At 66.6% G+C, this 22,802-nt stretch carries 24 protein-coding genes; 10 read left to right on the top strand and 14 right to left on the bottom strand.

Annotated elements, in window-relative coordinates; all coding sequences use genetic code 11:
- Positions 1-240, bottom strand: a 240-nt coding sequence (locus EP26_RS21920; RefSeq protein WP_043341891.1) for a transposase, incomplete at its 3' end; no start/stop codon positions are given.
- 170 nt (positions 241-410) lie between these two features.
- On the opposite strand from EP26_RS21920, the gene EP26_RS21915 reads away from it, so the two are divergent.
- Positions 411-857 carry a hypothetical protein gene (locus EP26_RS21915; RefSeq protein ID WP_211259512.1) on the top strand — a complete coding sequence of 149 codons (447 nt, stop codon included), beginning with the start codon at positions 411-413 and terminating at the stop codon, positions 855-857.
- Positions 858-1,128: 271 nt separating this feature from the next.
- On the opposite strand, the gene EP26_RS21910 is transcribed toward EP26_RS21915, so the two are convergent.
- Complete coding sequence (locus EP26_RS21910) at positions 1,129-2,139, bottom strand: hypothetical protein (RefSeq protein WP_043341888.1); 1,011 nt, start codon at positions 2,137-2,139, stop codon at positions 1,129-1,131.
- 695 nt (positions 2,140-2,834) lie between these two features.
- Here EP26_RS21910 and EP26_RS21905 point away from each other — a divergent pair.
- A complete protein-coding gene (locus EP26_RS21905; RefSeq protein ID WP_157033671.1) occupies positions 2,835-3,251 on the top strand; it encodes a hypothetical protein in 417 nt (138 codons plus the stop codon).
- Between the two features lie 268 nt (positions 3,252-3,519).
- On the opposite strand, the gene EP26_RS21900 is transcribed toward EP26_RS21905, so the two are convergent.
- The 3 genes from EP26_RS21900 to EP26_RS21890 all read right to left on the bottom strand — a co-directional run bounded on the left by EP26_RS21900 (position 3,520) and on the right by EP26_RS21890 (position 5,313).
- Positions 3,520-4,197: a GNAT family N-acetyltransferase gene (locus tag EP26_RS21900; protein WP_211259511.1), complete on the bottom strand. Its 678-nt coding sequence runs from the start codon at positions 4,195-4,197 to the stop codon at positions 3,520-3,522.
- 134 nt (positions 4,198-4,331) lie between these two features.
- Positions 4,332-4,787, bottom strand: coding sequence for a response regulator (locus tag EP26_RS21895; protein ID WP_043341885.1), 456 nt, complete (start codon positions 4,785-4,787; stop codon positions 4,332-4,334).
- A 322-nt stretch (positions 4,788-5,109) separates the two neighbouring features.
- Entirely contained in the window at positions 5,110-5,313 is a 204-nt protein-coding gene (locus EP26_RS21890) for a heavy-metal-associated domain-containing protein (RefSeq protein WP_043341884.1), read from the bottom strand.
- 173 nt (positions 5,314-5,486) lie between these two features.
- Here EP26_RS21890 and cueR point away from each other — a divergent pair, with 173 nt between their 5' ends.
- The 5 genes from cueR (at position 5,487) to EP26_RS21860 (ending at position 9,509) form a co-directional block, all read left to right on the top strand.
- A complete protein-coding gene (gene cueR / locus EP26_RS21885; protein WP_084112748.1) occupies positions 5,487-5,969 on the top strand; it encodes a Cu(I)-responsive transcriptional regulator in 483 nt (160 codons plus the stop codon).
- A gap of 632 nt (positions 5,970-6,601) precedes the next feature.
- Positions 6,602-7,522, top strand: coding sequence for a DUF305 domain-containing protein (locus EP26_RS21875; protein WP_052389505.1), 921 nt, complete (start codon positions 6,602-6,604; stop codon positions 7,520-7,522).
- Positions 7,523-7,631: 109 nt separating this feature from the next.
- The gene (locus tag EP26_RS21870; RefSeq protein ID WP_245624471.1) at positions 7,632-8,066 is read left to right on the top strand and encodes a DUF411 domain-containing protein; all 435 of its coding nucleotides are present in this window, start codon (positions 7,632-7,634) and stop codon (positions 8,064-8,066) included.
- Positions 8,067-8,226: 160 nt separating this feature from the next.
- Positions 8,227-8,613, top strand: a complete 387-nt coding sequence (locus EP26_RS21865; protein ID WP_043341881.1) for a copper resistance CopC family protein — start codon at positions 8,227-8,229, stop codon at positions 8,611-8,613.
- Positions 8,610-9,509: a copper resistance D family protein gene (locus EP26_RS21860; RefSeq protein ID WP_043341878.1), complete on the top strand. Its 900-nt coding sequence runs from the start codon at positions 8,610-8,612 to the stop codon at positions 9,507-9,509. Before EP26_RS21865 ends, EP26_RS21860 begins: the two co-directional genes overlap by 4 nt.
- A 163-nt stretch (positions 9,510-9,672) precedes the next feature.
- Here the strand turns inward: EP26_RS21860 and EP26_RS21855 are convergent, their stop codons facing one another.
- From EP26_RS21855 to EP26_RS21830, 6 genes are all read right to left on the bottom strand, one after another.
- Positions 9,673-12,060 carry a family 16 glycoside hydrolase gene (locus EP26_RS21855; RefSeq protein WP_043341876.1) on the bottom strand — a complete coding sequence of 796 codons (2,388 nt, stop codon included), beginning with the start codon at positions 12,058-12,060 and terminating at the stop codon, positions 9,673-9,675.
- Positions 12,061-12,431: 371 nt separating this feature from the next.
- Positions 12,432-13,109, bottom strand: coding sequence for a hypothetical protein (locus tag EP26_RS21850; protein WP_052389504.1), 678 nt, complete (start codon positions 13,107-13,109; stop codon positions 12,432-12,434).
- A 10-nt stretch (positions 13,110-13,119) separates the two neighbouring features.
- Positions 13,120-14,046, bottom strand: a complete 927-nt coding sequence (locus EP26_RS21845; RefSeq protein WP_043341873.1) for a DUF1259 domain-containing protein — start codon at positions 14,044-14,046, stop codon at positions 13,120-13,122.
- A 43-nt stretch (positions 14,047-14,089) separates the two neighbouring features.
- Entirely contained in the window at positions 14,090-15,475 is a 1,386-nt protein-coding gene (gene chrA / locus EP26_RS21840; protein WP_157033670.1) for a chromate efflux transporter, read from the bottom strand.
- Positions 15,472-15,963, bottom strand: a complete 492-nt coding sequence (locus tag EP26_RS21835; protein ID WP_043341870.1) for a chromate resistance protein ChrB domain-containing protein — start codon at positions 15,961-15,963, stop codon at positions 15,472-15,474. Before EP26_RS21835 ends, chrA begins: the two co-directional genes overlap by 4 nt.
- On the bottom strand, positions 15,960-16,934 hold the full coding sequence (locus tag EP26_RS21830; protein WP_043341867.1) for a Fe-Mn family superoxide dismutase: 975 nt from the start codon (positions 16,932-16,934) through the stop codon (positions 15,960-15,962). The genes EP26_RS21835 and EP26_RS21830 overlap by 4 nt, the downstream gene beginning before the upstream one ends.
- 186 nt (positions 16,935-17,120) lie before the next feature.
- On the opposite strand from EP26_RS21830, the gene EP26_RS21825 reads away from it, so the two are divergent.
- A complete protein-coding gene (locus EP26_RS21825) occupies positions 17,121-18,032 on the top strand; it encodes a chromate resistance protein ChrB domain-containing protein (RefSeq protein ID WP_245624470.1) in 912 nt (303 codons plus the stop codon).
- A 102-nt stretch (positions 18,033-18,134) separates the two neighbouring features.
- On the top strand, positions 18,135-19,190 hold the full coding sequence (locus tag EP26_RS21820; protein WP_043341863.1) for a Cj0069 family protein: 1,056 nt from the start codon (positions 18,135-18,137) through the stop codon (positions 19,188-19,190).
- Between the two features lie 54 nt (positions 19,191-19,244).
- Here EP26_RS21820 and EP26_RS21815 read toward each other — a convergent pair whose 3' ends face one another.
- Both EP26_RS21815 and EP26_RS38655 read right to left on the bottom strand, forming a co-directional pair.
- Positions 19,245-19,727 (bottom strand): hypothetical protein, encoded by a 483-nt coding sequence (locus tag EP26_RS21815; protein WP_043341862.1) that lies wholly within the window; start codon positions 19,725-19,727, stop codon positions 19,245-19,247.
- Positions 19,728-19,739: 12 nt separating this feature from the next.
- The gene (locus EP26_RS38655) at positions 19,740-20,048 is read right to left on the bottom strand and encodes a hypothetical protein (RefSeq protein ID WP_408735108.1); all 309 of its coding nucleotides are present in this window, start codon (positions 20,046-20,048) and stop codon (positions 19,740-19,742) included.
- A gap of 78 nt (positions 20,049-20,126) precedes the next feature.
- Here EP26_RS38655 and EP26_RS38650 point away from each other — a divergent pair, with 78 nt between their 5' ends.
- On the top strand, positions 20,127-20,255 hold the full coding sequence (locus tag EP26_RS38650) for a hypothetical protein (RefSeq protein WP_408735107.1): 129 nt from the start codon (positions 20,127-20,129) through the stop codon (positions 20,253-20,255).
- 589 nt (positions 20,256-20,844) lie between these two features.
- Here EP26_RS38650 and EP26_RS21805 read toward each other — a convergent pair.
- Positions 20,845-22,764: a diguanylate cyclase gene (locus tag EP26_RS21805; RefSeq protein WP_169747445.1), complete on the bottom strand. Its 1,920-nt coding sequence runs from the start codon at positions 22,762-22,764 to the stop codon at positions 20,845-20,847.
- Between the last annotated feature and the right edge of the window lie 38 nt (positions 22,765-22,802).

Here is a 22,802-nt window from a genome sequence, read left to right as displayed (position 1 = left end):
ATAGTCGTTCACCGTGCTGCGTGGCGGCAGGTCCTTCGGCAGCGCGGCCCACTGGCAGCCGGTGGACAGGATGTACATCACCCCGTTCAGCACCGCTCGTATGTCCACCGTCCGTTTGTTGCCGCCGCTCTTCGCCAGTGGGATCAGCGGACCGATGATCGACCATTCCTCGTCGGTCAGATCGCTCGGGTAGCGCAGTTTGCTGCGGTCGTATTTTGGCCGGCTCTCGGGCGTCCACATGGCCGCCCTTCTTCCCGCCCCCGCCGCTCGGAGCCAATCACAACCGATTCAGATGCCTCGATTTGTTCCCGGATGGACACTAAGGTAGCTGAAACGGCTTGAAGGTAGCTGAAACGGCTTGGGTCACGCTGGAGCCACCCCGCTTCCTGCCGGATGAAGTGGATGGCCGCTTGCTGTTTGAGCGGGCAACGGAGAGGGTTCGGGAGCAGATGGAGGGACGTGAGCCGGACACGCCGAAGGGTGGCCTCGGCGACATCGTCATGGTGCCATCGGTGCGGGAGGCGCGAGACCGGGGCGTGCTGCACACCGTTCGGCCATTCGCCCGCTTCATGCCAGACGGTGTGGTCTGGCAGGATGGCACGCGCGTCTCCGTGGACGCTGTTATCTGGTGCACGGGATTTCGCCCTGACCTGAGCCATCTCACATCACTCGGTGTGCTTGAGGGAGACGGCCGCATCGCCGTCCAGAACGGCCGCTCAGTCCGCCAGCAACGGCTCTGGCTGCTCGGCTATGGCGATTGGACCGGCGCCGCCTCCGCGACCTTGGCAGGCATCACCCGGTCAGCCCGAAACACCAGCCACGACATCCAACAGTTCTTGGCAACTGGGAAAGCTTGATGGCCCTGGATCTCGAGCGCCGTCCGGCGATTGAACGGCAGGCTGGTCGCCCACCGACTTCTCGAAAAATCACCGCGTCGAGGGGCTGCTCAGCGGCGTTCCCAAACGTTGATATGTCCCGCGGCAAGGCTTGCAGACGGACGTTGTTGATGCGGCTGACTCGATCGAGAGACTGTGGCAGCGGGCATATTCAGACTGCCGGATCGTATCAGCCGCGTGCGATGAGGTTCTCGATCCGGTTCGCAACCATGTCCAGAGAGAACGGCGTCGCTTAGAGGAACCACATCCCGGTTTCGGCGAAATTTGCCTGCACCTGGGCCGCTAGGGCGTTCCAGTCCACAACTGGGTGAGCAGGATCCGGTACACTCACGTCGTCCGGGACGAACCACTTTCCCGTGGCGGCGAAGTTGGCTTCAACCCGGGCGGCCAGCGCATTCCAGTCCACGGCCGGATGGGCTGGCTTTGGCGGCCCGGCAGCCTTTGGAGTGGCCAGGAAAGCGAACTCATCCTGGAACCCGCTGAAACCATAGTTGCCCACTACGGCGCCAGCGTCGTTGATGCCGTTCAGGTACCAACTGACCGGGCGGCCGACTGCGGCAGGTGGCCCGAACGTCGTGACCTCGCCATCCTCGTAGACAAAGCCTGCCACGAAGCGCTGGCCAGGAGAGAGCGTGCCAACGGCTTGGCCGCGGTTGTTGATGTCCTCAAAATCGATGAAGAAGCCCGACAGGGGATTGTCGACCAGGGTGAGTTGGCCGTCATCGAGCACGAACCCCTCATTTTCGCTCGACCCAACGATGACCCCACGGTTGTTGATGCTATCGGGAACCAGGTAGGCATTGGGGTTGCCGGGCGCGGTGATCTTGCTCCAGGCGCCGTTCTCGTAGATGTAGCCGCCCGGTTCGGTCCCGGTGCTACCCGCGGAGACAAAGGCGACGACCTGGCCGCGGTTGTTGATGCCGGTGACATCCGTGTAGTCAGCGCCGGGGATGTCCAGAAGGGTGTAGTCGCCGTGCCTGTACAGGAAGCCATGCAGGATGAATTCAGGGTCGAGATAGGTGCCGACGATGTCGCCACGGTCGTTGATACCCTGTGCGACCGTGCGGATGGCACCTGGCACGTCTAGGACGGTCACCTCCCCGTTGCGTAGCAGGAAGCCGTGCAGTGCGTCGAATTCGCCGACGATGTCACCCCGGTTGTTGATGTCCTGGAGCAGCGGCACCCCATCGATGCCGGGCAAGGTGACAGGGGTGAAGGTATAGGCGGACTGGTCGATGGCCATTCGATCTTCCCTTCTGGGGGCTACCGCCTGGGGCGCCACGCCAAGTCACCGACGCCACAAGAAGCAGACACCGCCGGGGACGCTACCACTACCTCCAGTCGATAGAACAGCCTGCCCTTGCAGCAGTGGGTGGCCGGGATTCCAAAATGGAGAGGGCTGCAAGCTCCCGGTCCTGAGCCGTCTCCCCACCACTTCGGCGCTCGGGGCCTCGGTCCAACGGAGGCTGCCTATGAGCCCGCCCAGCGGCGCCGGTCCGGCAGTTGTTGGATCGGCGTCCGCTTGACCTAATACCAAATCCCGCTGATGAGAACCCATGCAGTAAAGCGGCTCCTCCGAGGCCGGAGCGGGTTGTGTCGAGGGCGCGCCCCTCCGCCGCTGACAGGTTGGGGTCACCGGGACTTGGTATAATGCCTGTGTTGGGGAGCGCCCAAGGTTCCCTGTTCATCTGGTTGCGATGCGCCATTATGGCTTGCATGTCGGAACGGGAGCAGACGGTGCGGCGGCCTCGCCATTGTCCGCCAAGCATGCAGAGGAGCTCCCGATGGCCAACCCCGGACAACCCCGCCCGCATCGGCGCTGTCGCTGCCCCTGGTGGCGCGCTGCTACTGCTCGCGTCGACCCTGCTTCATCCCCTTGGCGCCAACCCGGCTGACGCGCCCGCGGCCTTCGCCGAGTACGCTGCCGACCCGCACTACGTGTGGACCCATCTCGGCCAGTTCGCCGGGTTCTTCAGCCTCGGTATCGGACTGGTGGCACTCGCGTCGACCCTTGAGCACGGCCGTGCTTTTGCCTGGGGCCGCGTCAGCGCCGCAGGAGCCGTGGCCAGCATCGCCGTGGCGGCCATGCTCCAGGCCGTGGACGGCGTGGCGCTCAAGGCCATGGTGGACCGCTGGGTGGCCGCTGATGGGGAGGCTCGCCTGGCCGCCTATGAGGCCGCGTTCGCGGTGCGCCAGATCGAGATAGGCCTCGCAGGCGGTCCTAGAGGCTCTGGAGTGGTGCAAGAAGGCCGGGGAAATCGTGAGACGTGTCAGCCGGGGTTTTCATCCCAGCGCGGTTATCGTGACCCCGCACCTACAATCCGGGAAGAATGGTTATTCTTTTCAGTAGCTTAGTCGGCCAAAAGCGGGAGAATCCTAGATTCTAAAGGATCGCTGTAGGCGGACCGACCCGCGCCGGTTCAAGGCGCTACAATCGTTCAGTAGAAGGTAGAGGGAAACCAAACTCCGCTCGGCTCTCGGTATTCTCCTACCGTCATCAGCGTCATGGCTTCACAACCCGGATGCCTTGGTGGAGGCACCAGTGGAACAGACTGGCCTGCCTCACTGGCAACAGAAAGGAGACCGGCTCGGAACTTGCTGCCGCTGCCGCAGCAATAAGCGCCTACATGTCGCCTTCGGTCTCCGCGACACCATGGTTCATTGGCCAGAATGTGGGTGCAGTCGCATAGCCGGTGATCCGGCCGTCGTGCTCGACGACCAGAGGATTGAACGCGTTCAGGGCATCCCGGAGTTCGGCACTGCGGTCCACGCCGTGAACCGCAACGCAGAGCCGCGCGGCGGGGCCGATGTCGTCGGATACAAGCGGGCGAACGGTGAAGCCGGGTACCGCTCCACTTCGGGGCGTGCCGGACATCAGCAGCAGGGGCTCCTGCACCTCGAAGCCCAGCGAGGCATAGAGAGCGACCGAGCGGGTATTGAAGGCTTCCTGCACGAGGCGCACCCCGACCGTCCCTTTGGCGCGCTCGAGGACGGCTCCCATGAGTTGCCGCCCGATGCCTCCGCCTTGGTGGGCCGGATCTACCGCGACCGGTCCGACAGCGCGGATTGCATCGCGCTCGGTCACGAAGGCGGTGCCGACCACCCGTCCGTCCACCTCGGCGACCACCCCAAAAATGGAGGGATGGGCGATGAACATGGCGGCGAACTGTGTGGGGACGTCGACGGACGGGAAGTCCCGCGGGACACCATGCGCATCAGCGATACCGTTGAAGGCCTCGTAGATGATACGGCCGCACGCCTGTGCATCATCCGGCAGAACCGGGCGGATACGCGCACTCATTCCGATCTGCCTCCCACTCAGCGACGGCGTGGCTACGTCACGGCCTTCTCTCGCATCCGGTGGGCTTCACCGGCACCGACGTGCCACCGCGCGAGCCGCAGGATTGGCGGCGGCGTGCCCATCCGCTCCGGCTGCTAAGACCGACCACGAGCGGTTGCAAGACCGAGGGTGGTGGCCACTGCGGAAGCCAGCGCAACCAAGGGCGTTGTCAGGGCGGACGCCCAGGCAGGCATGAGGCTGCGCACGGTGTGCAGCAGCGTCTCACGCGCGACCGGCTTGAGCAGGTAGTGCTCGCGTGGACCGAGAAGGCGCCCCTCGAGCATGTCGGGTTGGCGGGTGATGTAGACCACGCCGGTCTCGGGCCACCGCCGCAGCATCTCTGCGCCGAGCGCCAAGCCATCCACGCCAGGGCCGAGATGGAGGCCGGTGACAATGATAGACGGCGGCGCGCTAGCTGCGGCAGCCTCCTCGGCCATCATCAGCGCGGTCTCCGCGTTAGCAGCCTCGGTCGCATTGAATCCCGCTTCGCGCAAATCCCGCGCAATCGCTTCGCGGACCAATGGCTCGTCCTCAATGACCAGTATGTCCATCGATGCCGCTCCATCCCCCAGATCGCTGGACCACGAACGCAGCGCGTGGGTCTCAGCGCAATAACCACCTCAAGAGGCGAATGGGCTCAGAGTTCATTGGGGCTAAGCGGAACGTCGCTGCGGGGCTGAGAGCACCTGCCCTTGGTATCACCCTGCTCCCGCGCCTCCTCTTGGCGTTCACGCCGCGGCTTCCGCGCGGGAGCAGCGTGAACACGCGCCTGGATGGCGTTGGCCGAGACCACGTCGGCCCGGAGGTTCCGACGGCGGTCAGGTGCCGCGAGGCACCATCATGGCTGAGCGGCTTCGGTCGCCAGACGCCGCATCAGGCGGTCAGCCTCTCACCCTCGAAGCCAGCTTGGCGCAAGGCACGAACCAGGGCCTCACCGTCCGCCGCCCCCTCCACTGTGACCCGGCGCTGCTCCAGGTCGACACGGACCTGGAGAGCGGGGTCGACGCCCCGTAGGGCCGCCGTCACCGACTTCGCGCAGCCGCCGCACCCCATGTTGGGGATCTTGAAGACCATCATGCCGACCTCCGTAACGCGGGACGGCTCCCTAGTTGGGGCTTCCCACAACGGGAGGGTCAAAGCCTTCCACAACGGTTTGGAGGACACCAGATCATGCTTGACCTTCCCACTATGGGAAGCCCCATCTTGGTTAATAGGCACCGGTATCGGTGTAGATCGGAACGGAGGCGGACATGAACATCGGGCAGGCGTCGGCGGCCTCGGGCGTGTCGGCCAAGATGCTTCGCTACTATGAGGAAATCGGTCTGCTGCCGAAGGCAGCGCGGACCGAGGCGGGTTACCGGGTCTACTCGGGCACCGACGTGAACACCCTCCGCTTCATCCGGCGGGCGCGCGACCTCGGCTTGTCCATCGAGCGCATTAAGCTGCTGGTCGGCCTGTGGCGGGACCGGGAGCGGTCGAGCGCCGATGTCAAGCGGGTGGCCCAGGAGCACGTAACCGAACTAGACGCCAAAATCCTCGAGCTCACTGCCATGCGTGACACCCTGCAAGAACTGGCGGACGCCTGCCACGGCGACCATCGGCCGGATTGCCCGATCCTACATGACCTCGAGGGTGGCGCCCAGGCGAAGGCACCGACGGCCAAGATGACAAAGCATGTCAGCGCCGGAGGGAGGGGTGGCAAAAGCGGTGCGGTGCCGTGCCACACGGTGTAGGCTAGGAAAACGGCAGAACTTCCACCACCAGAGGAACAGTCTTCAGGATGTCGAGCGGCAGGGGCACATTCAAGACGGTCATCGCGGGCTTGCTCGCGCTGGTCCTGCTCGCTCTGCCGGGGCCTGCGATGCGGCACGCTGCGGCGGCCATGCCGGTCCAGCAGACGCCTGAACACTGCGTCTCCCACGCCGACGCCGCCACGCTGATGCAGGTGACGTCTGAACACCTGCCATCTCTACACGCCTTGGAGCCCGGCCATCCCTGCGGCCATTCGGACGGCGGGCGGGGCCTGCCCTGCTGCGTGGCCGCCCAGTGCATCGCCGCTACCGGCACGCTTCCGCCCTCTCAGGCCGGTCCGGTGCCGTCCGCCGGTGCCGTCATCCGACACCTTGCCCCGGCGCACGCGCGCTTTGGCATCGAGGTCCCTCCGTCGCTTCCGCCTCCCCGACGCCTGGTCTGACCGAGTGCGCTAGTGCGCCCGGTCGCGCCAATGGGCGACCTGACGTCGTCCCGGTGCACAGAGACCAGTCGAACCAAGGAAGCACACGCCCCACCCAGGGGCACCGTGACCGACGTGGCCAATGCAGGCTGCGGTCGTGGGGAATGCGACAGGACCAAGCAGATGTCTTCGATGAATCAGATCCGCGCTAGCAAGCGCCTCCCGCTCCGCCTGACCCTTGCTGCCGCGGTCGCTGCGACGGCACTGTTGACCGCGGGCTCGCCTGCCCGGGCGATGGTGGGCGAGCAGTACGAGCCGGGCACCTCGCCCGTGACGACGACCTCCTACTCCGTCATGTCTCCCGAGGCCCTCGCGGCCGCAGTCAAAGCGGACCGGGACTACGTGACCGGCATGCGGGCGCACCACGCGGGGGCGCTCTCCATGTCGCAGGAATACCTCGCGGACGCGAACGCCAGCAACCCGGCCCTCAAGGAGTTGGCGCAAGCCATCGTCCACAAGCAGCAGTTCGAGATCGGCCTGCTGGACGAGGTGGCGCGGAACCTCGACAGACCCGCGCGGGTGGTGAACCTCGGTTTCGCCCGGTTCGCTATCCAGTCGGGCGCGACGGAAGGGCTGGGCCAGCGGGACCGCTTCATGAAGTACCCGGTGCCTGGCCCGCTGGCGGCCGTGTTCTCGGGGAACGCGCCGGTGACGGAGTGCGACGTGCAGTTCGCCAAGGCCATGACGACCCATCATCAGGGCGCCCTCGACATGGCGCGCGCCTATCAGGCTGACCGGAACGGCCGGAACACCTTCCTCGGCCTGCTGAACGTCGACATCGTCACCGACCAGACGCAGGAAATCGCTCTCATGCGCCGCGTCATCGCTGCCTACCCGGGCAACGCTGACGCCGTGCAGGTGCCCGCTTCCATGGTCCACGGCATGGAGGGCATGTCGCATGCTGGGCACGGCTCCCCGGCCACGCAGGTGTCGACCGCCAACGCCCATGCGGGTCACGGCGCCGCCCCTGCCGGTCAGGCGGCTGCGGCTGCCGGGCATGGCATCGCACCGGTACCGCAGGCCCAGGGTGGCCACGCGCACCACGGCCACTGAGCAGCGGCCCGGCGGTAGTTCCGACCTCCGCCGGGTAACCTTGGGCAAAGAAGGGGAGCACACGACGATGCGTAACGGCATTCAGGCGGGACCCACCAGCAGGCGAAGCGTGCTCCTCACCGCGCTGGCAGCCACATTGGTTCCAATGGGGCTGGGCCGGACGGCACAGGCTGCTCCGCCAGCACGGCTGGAGGTATGGCAGGATCCGAACTGCGGCTGCTGTGAGGGTTGGGTCGCGCACATGCGGGCGGCAGGATTCGAGGTCACCGTCCACCAGACCGCAAATGTGGTGCCCATCAAGGTCATGAGCGGCGTACCCGAAGCGCTCTGGTCCTGCCACACGGCACTCGTGGACGGCTACCTCATCGAGGGACACGTGCCCGCCGCCGACGTGCGGCGCCTACTTGCCGAGCGGCCGCGCGCCAAAGGGCTGTCCGCTCCAGGCATGCCGCCCTCCTCTCCAGGCATGGACATCCCCGGCACGCCCTATGAGGTCATCCTGTTCGGAACGCCCGGTGGCGAAGGGGGCTGGGCGCGGCACTGAGGCGCTGCCGCATCACCTCCGGCTGCCACAGCGCACGCATTTCGAATGATTGCTGGCGGTGCCGCAAGCGTTTCAGGCCGCCCCAGGAGCGTGCGATGCCTACCTCCGTGCCCAGGCGGTGCTGAACCGCGGTGCCTGCATCCAATTCTGAGGGTTCGACATGACCGCTTCGACTTCACGGCGCCGCTCGATCCTGGCGGCCGCCCTTGCACTCAGTTTGGCTGCGGCTGGGCCCGCCCTGGCCCATTCCGACCTGCACCATGCCGAACCCGCCGACGGGGCGGTGCTCCGGAGCTCGCCGCCCGCCATTTCGCTGATGTTCGCGGCGCCGGTCCGGGTGATGACGCTGAAGCTCCTGGACGAGAGCGGGCGCGAGCGGCGCCTGGCCCGTGAGGGCGAGCGCGGCGCCCCCGTCCGGGAGGTGCGGGCGACCGTGCAGGAAACGCTGCCGCCTGGTGCCTACCGTGTGGAGTGGCGCGGCGCCTCGGCCGACGGCCATGTCGGCGGCGGCACGCTGGCCTTCCGGGTGGACCGGGCCAGCCGGTGATCCTGACCCTGCTCCAGGGCGGCGAACTGGGTTGGAGCGCCGCCGCCGTGGTGCTGCGGGCGGCCTACTACACGGGCAGCCTTGGCGGCGCGGGGCTTACCTTCTTCGCGCTGCTGTTCGGTGCCCGGCTGGATCCCGCTGAGGCTGGGCGGCTGCGGTGCTGGGCTGCGGGTGCCGCCCTGCTGGCCATCATGGCTGGCATCGGCGCCCTGACCGCCCATGTCGGCGTGCTGATGGGCGGCGAGACCCTCACGGATCTCGAGGGATGGAGCATCATCCTCCTGTCACCGGCGGGTGCCTCCTACGGGCTGGGCGGGCTCGGCATGCTGCTCGTAGCGGCCCTGAGCGTTGGACGGCGTGGGGCTCCGTTGGCGGCGACCGGTGGCATCCTCGCCTGCGCCAGCTACGCGCTGCTCGGACACACGACGACGCTTGCCTCAAGGCCGCTGCTGGCTGGCCTGTTGCTCATCCACCTGGTCGTGGCGGCCTACTGGATCGGCAGCCTGCCGCCTCTGGCCTGGGTCTCCCGACGCGACGGCCCGGGCACCGCCCGCCTTGTCGAGGACTGGGCCCGTGTCGCAGCCATGGCCGTGCCGGTGCTGGTAGCCGCTGGCCTGGTGCTCGCCTGGTGGATCCTCGGCGACCTCGGCCAACTCGTTGGCTCCTGGTATGGCTGGGCCCTCATGGCCAAGGTGGCCCTGGTAGCGGTCCTACTGGGCTTCGCAGCCTGGCACCGTTTCCGTCTCACACCGGCGCTGGCCGCCCGCACACCTGGGGCAGGCGCCAAGCTGGCCCGCTCGGTGGCAGTAGAGGCGGTGGTCGTCATCCTGGTGCTCTACGCGGCCGCCGAGATGGTCTCGACCTCGCCCGAGAGTGTCGTGCACCGGATGCATTGAATGGGGCATTGTCCGGCCACCAAATTTGAGCGTTTCCATAGAGAAAACATGAAGGACGCTCCGCCATGCCATGACCTGACGGCTGCCAGCGCCTTCGTACTATCAGGTGCGGACGCACCAGTGCTGGTCCGGGCTGGCGCGTCCCCATCCCTGGCCTGCCGAGCTACGGCAGCGGCTGGATACGGATGTTCCGGAACGACACCCTGGAGCCGGGGTGGTGGTTCTGTACGCCTATGAAACCCTGGTTGGGCCGACCACCAGGGTTGCCAGCCAGGGTGGTCACCTGATCGCCGTTTAGTGTCACCGTGTGGTTCTGGCCTTGGACACCGATCTCGAGGTCGTTCCACTCTCCCATCAGTCGAGACGCCAATCGTGAAGGCGCGGCGAATTGGTAGATGGCACCAGTTCGATGGATCGGCGCATTGTCGGGCTGGCCAAGGTCGTCGATCTGGATCTCGTAGCCCTGATCGACGGCGACTTGCGGATTGTTGCCCGGATCGGGGAAACGGACAAAGACACCCGAGTTGTCGTTCGGGTCGTTGGACTGCCACTGAAGCCGGAGCACAAAATTCGCAAACTGCTGGCCGCTGAACCAGAAGAGCCCTGGTCCGCCGTTCGATGTCATGACGCCGCCATCACGCCCCTCTAACTGGAAGCCGCCAGGCCCTGCCATCTGCCAGCCATTGGTGTTGGCTCCGCTAAACAACCACTGGAATCCCGGATCGAGAACCGGCGGTCCAGGCGGCAGGCGCGGTGCGAGCAGCGCCTCTGCCGTTCGGCGCACAAGGGCCATGCCCCCGAGCATGGGGTTCGGCGAGCCGACCACTGGGAATAGCGCCGGTCCAACCGCGAAGGCGTTGGTAACCTCGTGGAAGCGGCCGATCGTGTCGGTGACCGATGCTGCCGGGTCGGTGCCCATCCACAGCGTCCCACCCTCGTGGTGTGTCGACCCGAGCCCGTCACGCTGGGTGAACGCCGCGGCCTGCCACGGTGGGTTGGCGCCCGGGTTTAGGTACTGCAATCCCGGTGACAGCACGCCGCCGAGAGACGTAGCTAGCGCCTGGGCTGTCTGCTGGGCGGCGGCATCCATCGTGTCCCAGAGTGCTTGGTCAGCCGCGGTCAGGCCCAGCGTGACAATAGCCCGCCGAACACCATTCTCGTCGACCTCAGGGTCCAACTGGATCCGGCTGGGGCCGTTTCCCACGCGGTCGGGCGTCATCTCACCGATGCCGCGGATGGTGACCACAACGAAGTCGTCCCCGCCCGGTTGGGCAAGCGCGCCGGTTATCTGATCAAGCAGATCGATGTTCGGTATCGCTTGGTTTAGCTCAATCTCGGAATCACGGACGTCACCTCGCACCCCAGTGCCAGTAATCTGAAGGTGGAAATGCGGTCCATTTGCTGCCTGTTGGCCCTTCACGAACAGGGCAGACGCTTGGAGCGCATTGGGCAGATTAGGCGGAAGGTCGGCCCGCGGAATACGGATGGTGGTGTTGGACCGCAGATGCGCCATTAGGTTTTGCCCAATGTGGCCGTCTGCGTTGGGGAAGGAAAGCAGGGCAAGCCGGGTAGACTCGACGGTTCCAAGCGCGATGAAGACGACCGCGTTCGCGCTTACCTGGAAGTCGCCCTGGTTGGTGCGGATCAGATTCACTCGGTTATTGGGGCCGAGACCCAGCGAGATGGCGTGACAGCGTGGCACCACCATGAGCCGCCGCTGAGAGTCATTCCCCGACCTGCCCACATCGGCGCGCACAGCCTCAAGAAGCAGCGGCAGTGAACTGAATTTATTGAATGGGAAAAATCCGGGAAGAGGCGACGCAGACTGCACGGCGAGCGGCGCCTCCAGTTCGTCCGCGGTTGCGACGCCGATTGCGGCGGCAACTCCGGCCAGGTTGGCGAATAACCGCGCGCGGAGTTCGCTGTGCAGCGGCCCGGTGATGAAGTCGTTGGTGAGGTCCGTTCCAAGCTGCCGCTGCGCCAGAGCAAAGAGGCGGGTATTCAGGTCCGTGACGACCGCAGCGGGCCAATCGGTGAGCTCTGTTGCAATCAGCCGTGGAGACCAGCCACCCCAGAAGAGCGAACGTCCTCCGATGCAGTAGGCAAGGCCGGGGAAACGCTTGTCTTTGGGATCGGCGGCATTGGCCCCCGCCCGTGAATGCCAAGCGAGACCCCAAACCTCATTTCTGGGCGGCAGTATCGCGGGTACAGGTTGGCCGGGGTTCTGCGCACTCCAAGCAGCGCGCAGTTGCTCAATGGTCCCGGGGTTGAGCGGATTGCTGAGATCGGGCGGTCCGAGGGGAGCGCTCATAGGCGGGAGGTTCTGCACGTGCCCAGGCAGCATGAAAGGGCCCGCCTCGAGAACCAGTATGCGGTGTCGGCGGGCTATGTCGAAGTCGAAGATCTGCTCAGCTATCGCCGCACCGAAGCTGCCACCGCCTATGACATAGACGTCGAACGGGCCGCTGGCCAATGCCTCATCTCGCGTGTTGCAGAGATAGCGGCCGATCACATCGTGGGTGAACAGCGTGTCTGGCGTGGTGATGGGCATGGGCGTAACCCTCCCGCTCTCGCTGTTCTACAGCGAGGTTATTTGCATCCTGATTGGAGACTTCTGCTGTCCATCCGAGCCACTATCGGGCTTGGCAAACAGAACATCCGGACGTCAGTGCAAGTCTGACACGCGCAAGTTTTCTGCTTCGTCAGAAGCCCGTGACTTGGTTCATCATCATCAAAAGCTTGGAATGACGATGTGCTGTCTTCAGTGACGTCCGGCCTGTTGCGTATCTTCGACTTACCGACAGCAACAGCGGCGCAGCAGGAGCTCTTCCGGTTCGGCCATAACCTTCTGCATCTTATGTCCGGGTGAATGCCAAGATCGCCCATGTTCTTTGGGGTTCCGGGAGAGCATACTTTTCCCGGTCAGCGCAGAACCTGAACCTCCAAGGCGTCGAAGTGGGTCACACTGTCGGCCTTGGTCCAGAGCCCGACCCGGCCCGCCTCAGCGAAGGTCCGGTCCGTCGCCGTGAAGAGCTCCCGGCCATTGAGCGAGACCGCGAGCCGGTCGCCCTCGATCCGTAGACCCAGCGCCTGCCAGCGACCGCGCGGCACCCGGACGTCCACACCGGCGAACTGGATGCGACGCCCATCCACGACCCGGTACAGGCGGACGTTGTCCTCCAGCGCGTCGGCCCGGGCGATGTAGTAGTTGCGTGCGTCGCGCAGCCGGACCACCAGCCCGGCCGCCTGGTCGACGGTGCCGGACACCGGCTTGAACCGGACCGAGACAGCCACGTCCCGCGCTGACACGCCGTCCAGGATGGCCAGCGGGAACCGGCTGTCGGTGCGGTCCCCGCTTGTTTCGGCCAGCACCCTGGGCCCGGCCGGAGAGGACGGATCCTCCAGCACAGCCCAGCGCACCGGCGGTCCACCGCCGGTCAGCGCGAAGGAGAATCCTGGCGGCGGCGCCCCGACCGCCACGTCCGCGAAGTCGAGGCGCCTCGCCTGCCCCTGGGCCGCGGCACGGTGCCCAGCCAGCAATAAGCCGGGCCCAGCGAGGAGCGCGCAACGCCGGGAGAGCAGTGTCCGCTCGGAGCGCATGGCTGTCCTCCTACCCAGCGGGACGGCTCTTGGTGCGCTCGATCGCCGCGCGCAGGCCGCGGCCCAACTTCTCGGGGTCGTCCACGCCCCAGAAGTGCATGAAGAAGATGCGGGGCTCATCTTGAAGCATGTGGTTGTGGATGGCTGTGACCTCGATGCCGTGCTCCACCAGCGCACGCTGGACTGGAACCACCTCATCGGCATTCAGGACGAAGTCGCCGGTGACCGCACCCCTGCCGTTCCCGGCGGCTTGGAGGTTGATCGCGGTCGCGGAGCCCATCGCGGTCGGCACCTCCATGCCGTCGTCGCGCACCGGCTCGGCCCGCGGCACGGCAACACCGTAGACGCTCCCAGTGGCCCGGCCCTCCCGGCCCAGCGCACGGGCAAAGGCGGCGGTGTCCACACCCTCGACGCCCTGCTCGCCGACCGGTCCCGCGGCTCCCTGCAATGGGGTTGCGGTCTCCCGCAATGCGCTTCGGAGCGCGGAGGCGAGCTTCGCGGCGTCACCGTGTCCGCCGACGTGGAGGTACATGGTCGCGGGCTGGGCCCGGAGCAGATGGTTGTGCAGCGCCGTGACCTCGATGCCGCCCTCCGCCAGGCGGCGCATCACCGGCGCGATTTCGGTCTCGAGTACCACGAGGTCGCCCATCACCATCAGTTCCTGCCCATGTTGCTGGAAGGCCAGCCAGGAACCGAGCGCAAAGCCCGGGCGGATCTGCACTCCGTCTAGCGTGACTTTCAAGTCCGTGCGCGGCAGCGAAACCCGCCACACGCCGCCGGGCTGCTCTGTGCCCGGCTTGCCGAGCGCGTCATCCACCGTCCGGTGCCAGTCAGCGTTGGGCGTTCCACCCGGTTGCTGGGCGAGGGTTGGCGTTGACCCGACGGCGAGCAAGGCCAGTCCGGCAAGGGCAGAGCGGCGGAAGGTCGATTGCACCATTGTCGTCTCCTCGTTCATTTGTCTTTACGAAGGGAGACCGTGTTCACCCGAGGGCAAGCTTTGCAACCAGCCCGACCGCGGCGGTGGTGCCGAGTGTCGGCAGCAAGCCGAGCTTGAGGCGGAACAGGCACATTGCGGCTAGCGCGGCGAGCGCCAGGGCGAGTGGGTCCAGGCTGCCCAGGACCGGCATGTCCAGAGTCACTGGGCCAACCTCCACCCGGTGTACATCCGCGAAGAGCACCCGCAGACCGAACCAGAGCGCCAGGTTGGCGATGACGCCGACCACGGCGGCGGTGACCGCCGCCAGCGCGCTGGTGAGCTCCCGGTTGGAGTGCAGGCGCTCCACATAGGGCGCGCCGAGGAAGATGAAGGCGAAACAGGGTGCGAAGGTGACCCATACCGTCAGCACGGCGGCCAACACGCCCCAGGCGAGCCCGCCCTGGCCGTAGCCCGCCAGGAAGCCGACGAACTGCAACACCAGGATCAGCGGCCCGGGCGTGGTCTCGGCGAGGCCGAGGCCAACCAGCATCTGGTCGGGCGAGAGCCAGCCGTAGCCCTGCACCGCCTCCTGCGCGACATAGGCCAGCACGGCGTAGGCGCCGCCGACGGTGACCACCGCCATCTTGGAGAAGAACCAGGCGACATCGGCAAAGATCCCGGCCCCGGACGCCATGAGCAGGACGACCGGCAGCAGCCAGAGTGCAACGCCGATCCAGCCCGCGCGCCACGCCTTCGCCGCGAGCCGGGCGGGGCGACCTGGATCGGCTGCGAGCACCGCGTCCAGCACCGCGGGCGGGCCGTCCTTTGCCTCGCCATGGCTACCGCCTTTGAAGGCGCCCGGGGCGAAGTAGCCGATCAGCGCGGCGGCCAGGACCACGACCGGGAAGGGCACACCGAATGCGTAGAGTGCGACGAAGGCGGCGGCGGCCAGCGCCCAGGCGGCGTTGGTCTTGAGCGCCCGCCGCGCCACCCGCAGCAGCGCCTCGACCACCAGCACCAGCACGGCGCATTTCAGGCCGAAGAACAGCGCGGAGACGACCGGCACCTCGCCCAGGGTGGCGTAGAGGATGGAGAGACCAAGCATCACCACCATGCCCGGAAGGACGAACAGGACGCCTGCGGCGACCCCCCCGCGCACCCCATGCAGCAGCCACCCGAGGTAGGTGGCAAGCTGCTGCGCCTCCGGCCCCGGGAGCAAGGTGCAGAAGTTGAGGGCGTGCAGGAATCGTGCGTCGGAAACCCAGCGGCGGTCGTCCACCACCTCCCTGTGCAGCAGCGCGATCTGCCCGGCCGGGCCGCCGAAGGAGAGCAGGCCGACCTTCAGCCACACGCGCAGCGCCTCGCCGAAGGTGGGCATGGCGGCGGCCGTCTCGGGCGCCGCGCCAGCGGGAGAACTGGTCTCGACCGGCTTCGTCGCGGCGCCGCTCAAGGAACGCCCTCCGGCGCCAGGGCATGCGCCTGCTTAGGCGACGTCCAGTTGTGTATCTCGCCCGCGCTGCCCCGGCACCAAGCGTAGAGGGCGTCGTAGATGACCATGCCCTGCTCAAGAATGGCCTGGTCATCCAGAATATTCGCGGACAGCCCCATGGAGATGGCGTGCAGGCCGGACGCCTCCGGGGCGAGGTCATGCCGGGCCGTGTCCGCACCGCGCACGATGACTGCGAGCCGGTCAAGGGCGGAATCCTTGAGGCCGTAGTGCTTGATGAAGGCGCCAAAGGAGCAGAGGTCGCCGTCATGCGAGAACGGCTCGGCCCCAGGGATGTCGTAGGGCGTCGCGCCCGTCTCCTTGGCCACCTCGAAAACGCGCTCAGTCGGCACGTAGAGGAACTCGGCGCCCGGCTCGACGAAGCGCCGGATCAGCCAGGGGCAGGCTATGCGGTCGATCTTCGGGCGCTCGCGCGTAACCCACCTCGTCATAGCCCGTCTCCTCGCTTCTGTTCTGGGGTTAGCGGCACGGTTGGGCCACCCATGGCGTGCCACGTGGTGATGCCGCCCGCGAGCGCGCGGGCGTCGATGCCTTGCCGCCGGAGCTCGGCGGTAGCCTCGCCACTGACCTGGAAGCCGTAGACGCAGTAGGCGACTACAGGCCGGTCCCTGGGCAACTCGCCCGCCCAGTCGGCGATGGCTTCCGGCGGGAGGAAGCGCGCCCCGGGCAGCATGTCAGTGCGCCGAGGCAGGTCGATGGGCAGGCAGACATCCACCAGGGTCACCTCCTCGACACGGTCCAGCATGGTGCGGAGTTCGGTGGCGGTGACCTTTGGGACGTCCGGGTTCGGCCAAGCCGGGCGTGGCACGGCGGGGTCCAGCGCCCGTCCATGGCGGGCCTCGATGCGCTCCCAATGGATATTGCGCATGAAGGCGTCGACGTAGGCGCCCGCCTTGGCGCCGAAATCGAGGGCGTAGGCGTGCTCGTACATGTCGAGCGCGAGCACCACGGCGCCGTCGGCCAGGGTGTGGGCATGGTCAGCCGCCCACTGGTTGGTCAGCCTGCCCAGCCGCTCGGACCAGGTCAGCAGCACCCACCCAGAGCCACCTGCCAGCGCCTTGCCCATGGTCGTGAACTCGGCGCGCCAGTGGTCGACCGAGCCGAAGTAGCGCTCAAGCGCCCGGGCCAAGCCGCCGTCCGGCTCGCCGGAGCCACCAAGGGCGTCGAAGTAGGCCTCGTGCAGGATCATGGAGTTGGCGGCGATGAGCCGCTCGCGGCCGATCCCGTTGAGGTCGAAGACCGGCGCAACCCCGAAGTCGAGGCCAGAAAGGCGGCCTTCGATGGCATTCAGGCGGCGGACCGCGCCGCCGTAGTTGTTCTCGTAGTGGCCGACCAGCAGCCGGTCGGAGAGGCCGTCGAGTCGGTGCGGCTTGAATGGCAGCGGGAGGACTTCGTAGGTCATCTGACGTCCCGCCTTGTGATGCGGGACTCCTACGTCTGCGGTTTCCTAGATACAAGCGTATCTTGGTGGCCGCTCTTTCGGTGCTAAGATGCTTTGGTGAGTGACCCTGAACCCCCTATGCAGGCGGAGCCAGCCCGCTGGCTGCTGCTGGTCCACCAACTTCCAGCCAAGCCCGGCTACCCCCGGGTGAAGGTCTGGCGGCGCTTGCAGGCACTGGGCGCTGTGGCGGTGAGGAACGCCGCCTATGCCCTCCCTGCGGGTGAGCAGGCCCAGGAAGACTTTGAGTGGCTACTCAAGGAGATCGGCGAACTCGGCGGCGAGGGGATGATCTGGGAGGCCCGGCTCGTCCACGGCCTTTCCGACGACGACGTCCGCGGCCTGTTCAATGCCGCCCGCGCCGAGGACTACGACGCTGTCTCGAAGGACGCCCGTGCCCTCGCTGCGGCGCTGGACACCGAGGGCGCCCCGGCCAGCCCCGGTGAGGCGCGGGCCAAGCTGTCCCGGATGCGGACGGAAGTGGCACGGGTGGCGGCGATCGACTTCTTCGGGGCGAACGGACGCGAGACGGTTGAAGGCCTGCTTTCGGGCCTGGAGGCCCGACTACAGGAGGACGAGACGATGGCGGATGAGCAGCGGGAGCAACCGGCTGGCGGCGCCGCGATGGATGAGCTCCGTGGACGGGTCTGGGTGACGCGACATGGCGTCTATGTGGACCGCATCGCCTCGGCATGGCTGATCCGCCGGTTCATTGACCCGGATGCCCGGTTCAAGTTCGTCCCGGCCAAGGGCTACGAACCGGAGCCTGGGGAACTGCGCTTCGACATGTACGAGGGCGAGTTCACGCACGAAGGTGACCGCTGCACCTTTGAGGTGCTGGTGTCGCGCACGGGCCTCGACGACCCAGCGCTCGCCGTCATCGCCGAGATCGTGCACGACATCGACCTCAAGGACGCCAAGTTCGGTCGCGGGGAAGCAACAGGAATCGCGCACGTCATGGACGGCATCGCGGCCGCCAATCGGGACGATGGTAGGCGGCTTGAGCGCGGCGCCGCCGTGCTCGATGACCTGTACGAAGTCTACCGAAGGAAGCGCGGCTGAGGGCCGCATAGTCGGCTGCCTGCTCGTGGCGGAGCGATTCGCCCTGACCGCCGGACCCTCACGGTGCGGATGGATTCGGTCTCCGGATTGAGGAGGTTCTCGATGACGAAGATAGTCGGCAAGGTGGCGCTGCTCTGGCGCGGCGACCGTGAGGCGCGCGCGACCGCGACCCCGGCGAACAACAGGTACCACCAACTCTTCCAGGAGTTGACCGCGCGCGGCATTCACGCGGAGCCTGCGGTTTACTCCGAGGAGGCAGAAGATGAGGTGCGGGCCCAGCTTCTGGGCGTGGACGGCGCCCTCGTCTGGGTCAACCCACAGGACGGCGGCCGCAATCGGCACCGGCTCGACGCGATGCTGCGCGACGTCGCCTCGCAGGGCGTGTGGGTCAGTGCCCACCCGGACGTCATCCTGAAGATGGGCACCAAGGAGGTCCTTCATCGCACCCGGCACCTTGGCTGGGGCACGGACACCCACCTCTACCGCTCTCCCGAGGAACTGGAGGCTGAGTTCCCGCGCCGCCTCCGGTCAGACGGCCCACGCGTGCTCAAGCGGAACCGCGGCAACGGCGGCCAGGGCACCTGGAAGGTTGAACTTCTTCCCGAGCAAAACGGCATGGTCCGCGTGCTCGAAGCGCGGAAGGGCAGCCTGCCGGAGGAGGTCCCGTTCGCGGACTTCCTGGAGCGCTGCGACGCTTACTTCGCGGAGGACGGGTGTGTGGTCGACCAGCCGTTCCAGCCGCGACTGTCGGACGGCATGATCCGCTGCTACATGAGTGCCGATAAGGTTGTCGGCTTCGGTCACCAGTTCATCAAGGCGCTCATCCCGCCGCCGCCCGAAGGGCCGGACTCCCCGGCGGCGCAGCCGGGCCCGCGCATCATGCGCCCGGCCTCGGCCCCGCAGTTCCAGCGCCTGCGGACGCTGATGGAAACGGATTGGACACCGGGGTTGATGAGGACGCTTGGCCTAATGAGGGAGAAGTTGCCCATCATCTGGGATGCCGACTTCCTCTACGGGCCGCATGGGCCAGATGGCGAGGACACCTACGTGCTCTGTGAGATCAATGTGAGCTCGGTGTTCGCCATCCCCGACCAGGCGCCCGCCGAGATCGCGCGGCTGGCCGAGGAGCGGCTTCGGTCGTCCGCACGACCTGCATAGGTCTTCGCTACGGCGTTAGCTGCCCATTGTAGGCAGCCTTGCCGTGCCCAACCGTTAGTGGTCGTGGCCGTGCGGCACGAGTTCGTCCGCGAGCAGGTCGAGGCCCAGCGCAAGAACCAGAGCAAAGGACACCGCCGCTGCGCCGAGCTTGACGAGCTTAGGGCCCGAAAGCGACAGCCGCTCACGGCCCACATAGGCTGCCAAGCTCAGCAGCACCCCAAGTGGCAACAGGACAGCCGCGTAGTGGGGGAAGTCGAGGAAGTGCTGGATGGAGCCGCTCAGCATGCCGAGGCCGATCGAGAGAAGCACGCTCCAGCCGATGTAGCTGCCGATGGACGCGCTCTCACCCTCGACCGCAGTCGCATGCCTGCGTCGGGCGTCCGCAACCGAGGCCAGGATAAACACGACCACGCCGACCAAACCTATGAGCAGGTAGCGACCAGGTGCGAGCGGCAGGTGGACCACGGAGCCGCCGGTCAGGGCGACGCCGAGGTAGAGTGCGACGTAATGGATATACGGCAGAAGGATGCTGCTCATCGTCAGTAGTGCTCACATGCTGGAGGTCGGATAAGGGCGGCGGCTACGAGCCGCCGGGTAGCGTGGGCCACCCCTGGTAGGCAAGTACGAGGCCGACCACGAGGATGAGGGCAGCGGAGGCGTAGGGTGCCCGCCGGGCGAAACGGTCAAACGCTCCCGCCCATCGCCGCTCCGCATGCCGAGGGCTGCCGCCACGCCGACCAAGACCATGGTCACTGCCAACCCGATGCTGAAGCAGAGCACCAGGGCGACACCAAGGGTGAAATGCTTGAGTTGCAGGCAGAGCAGCAGGACGGTGATGGTGGCGGGGCACGGGATCAAGCCGCCATTCAGGCCGAAGAGGATGATCTGCTAGGTGGTTACTTGGCGGGTGGCGAACCGGCGTCTGATGTCGGCGGCGTGCGCACGCTCATGGGCATCCTGGAAGCCGGGCGCGGCTACATCCAGGCCCTCGTGATGGTGGTCGTGCCCATGCTTCTGGAAGGCGCCCTCGTACTCAAGGGCCTGCCTGCCATGAGCCAGCCGTAGGCGGGCATCGAACTGATGTGGCTCCGGACCGATGGAAGTGCCTTTCGATGGCTCTTCCTGTCCGCGTCGAAGAGAGACCGTTTAAGCTACCATGGCGGAGAGTATGGGCGTGCTGCGGTCCTCACGGCTCATTAGCGATGTCTCCGGATGGTGGAGCCGATCCGGAGAAAGCTTCCAGCCAGCGTGCTGTTTGTATGGCCTCGCTCAAATGTATTCATGGTGAGCGCGGTGAGGTCGGTTAGTAGCGCCCGCTGGGCTGGATAAAGGGCAGTCTGGGCACTTAGTTGAGTGAGCAGGCGCTACGCCGTTTGTGGGTAGACAAGCGGCGCCCCGGCGTAGAACCAGATGCTCGGCGTGCCGGTCACCAACGTGTCGGCCTCGAACGCAGATCGAGCGCCGCGTCAGAGACAACCACGATGTCCTCGACGCTGCCGATGACTTGGCAGCAGAAGGACAGATCCGCAGCGTGCGCTCCGCCTCCGATCCGACGTGGGCGGCCAGTTCCTGCTGGTCTCTATCAACAGGCGACAGAACAGCCATTGGTATGCCGAGCAACGCCGCCGCGAGGCAGGTTATGTGCTCAGCTACTTTAGTTGCGTGAGTCGGTAGTTGCCGCGGCGTCACGGGCGGCCAGCCGTGCCCCCTCGTCCGCCGGTAAAGGCAGCGGAGTGGCCAGTGGCGGCACGGAGGTGGCGACCGTGACGCAGTTCCGGCCAGAGTGTTTGGCCGAATACAGCGCCGCATCCGCGGCCGCTACCAGCGCCCCGGCCGCGAGGTCTGACCCAGCCACAGGAAGCGCCGTCGCGGCACCGACGCTCGCCGTGACCACGCCGAAGGGAAGGTTTGCAGAGTGCGCCAGCCCGACCGCCTCAATGGCGGCGCGGACCCGCTCAGCTACCACCGCCGCGCCGTCTGACGGAATGCCCGGCAGCAGGACTACAATCTCCTCGCCGCCATAACGGGCAATAAGGTCGGCCGGGCGGTGAACGGCGGCGGTAATCGCTTTGGCGACGGCCTTCAGACACTCGTCACCCGCGGGATGCCCATAGGTGTCGTTGAAAAGCTTGAAGCGATCGATGTCGAGCAGCAGCAAGGAAAGCGGGGCTTCATCACGCCGGGCCCGCCGCCACTCCGCCGCCAGCGCCTCATCGAAGGTGCGGCGGTTGGCTAAGCCGGTCAACCCATCTGTCCGTGCGAGCGAAGCCAGCTTGTTTTCCAGCGACTTGCGCTCGGTCACGTCCCGGGCGACGGCCACCACGCCGTCCGGCTCGCCGGTGCGCGGGTCGAGGGTCGCGCGCGCGGATGCTTCCAACCAAACCATCTCCCCGTCGGGCCGCAGGACGCGGTACTCAACCCGCACCTCCCGCTCGCCCGCGCGGAGGCGTGCCATGACCTCCTGCACAACAGGAAGATCCTCTGGCACTGCGTCGTCGAGCGCCGACCGGCCAATCAGTTCGGCTGACGGACGCCCAAGCACCCGTTCTGCTGCGGGCGAGACGTAAAGGCGCCTGCCGTCAGAGTCGAGGCGGGATACGATGTCGCTAGAGTTCTCGGCGAGCAGGCGGAAAGTCGCCTCACTCGCACGGGCGGCCTGCTCCAGGGCTCGGCGGTGTACCAACTCTCGCTGAAGACGGACAAACATGACAGCCATGGCCCCAACCAGCAGGAGCATCACGGCACCGATGGCAGCCGCCTTGCGCCGCCAGGCCGCGTAGACGTCATCGACGGCCAGGGCGACATTGATGAAGATTGGAACATCCTTGAGGCGCCGATGGGTATAGAGCCGCTCCACCGCGTCGATGCCGGAGATGGCGACAAACTGTCCGGCATCCGCCTGCTGCGCCCGCCGGACCGCCGGAGCGCTGCTCAGGTCGCGGCCAAGCTGACGCTCGTCGGCCGGGGTGCGGGCGAGGATAGTGCCATCTTGCCGGAACAAGGTCATCGCCCCACCCGGGCCGAGTTGCATGCCCTCAAACGCCGCCTCGAGGCGCCCGAGCCGGATGACACCGAGTACGACGCCTGCGAAAGAACCGTCGGGCTGGGACAGGCGGCGGCTGAAACCGATGCTCCACTGCCCATCGGCGAGGCGGCTGCGGAAGGGCTTGCTCACGAAAAGACCATAGTCGGCCCGTTTGCGATGAGCGGCAAAGTAATCGCGGTCTGCGAGGTTGACCGGCGTCTCCGGCATTCGCTCGCGGGTGTCGAAGACGATCTCACCGGTCTCATCGAGGAGCAGCACAGCGTCGAGGTAGCGGGCAGCATCTACATGCCGCAACACAATCGCACGGCGGAACTCGGCGGTGATTTGCTCGGCACCGACCTGCGTCATGGTGTCGATCACAGCTTGGAGGGACAGGTCGATGGACTTGATTTCGGAGGAGAGGTCGCGCTCAAGGGCACGGGCCAGATTAGCCGATGCGTCACTAGCCCGCTCCCAGGCGTCGCGCCGGGCATCGAGCAATGCCAAACTGACGACGGTGAGCACACCTGCCGCGAGCAGGAAACCCAATAAAACTGAGTACCCCGTCGTTCGGCGCCTGGAGGGCA

Origin of the sequence: Belnapia moabensis DSM 16746, assembly GCF_000745835.1 — a bacterium.
Lineage (GTDB): Bacteria > Pseudomonadota > Alphaproteobacteria > Acetobacterales > Acetobacteraceae > Belnapia > Belnapia moabensis.
The sequence above is the reverse complement of the archived record's forward strand: the minus strand, read 5'-3'. Positions and strand labels throughout refer to the sequence as shown.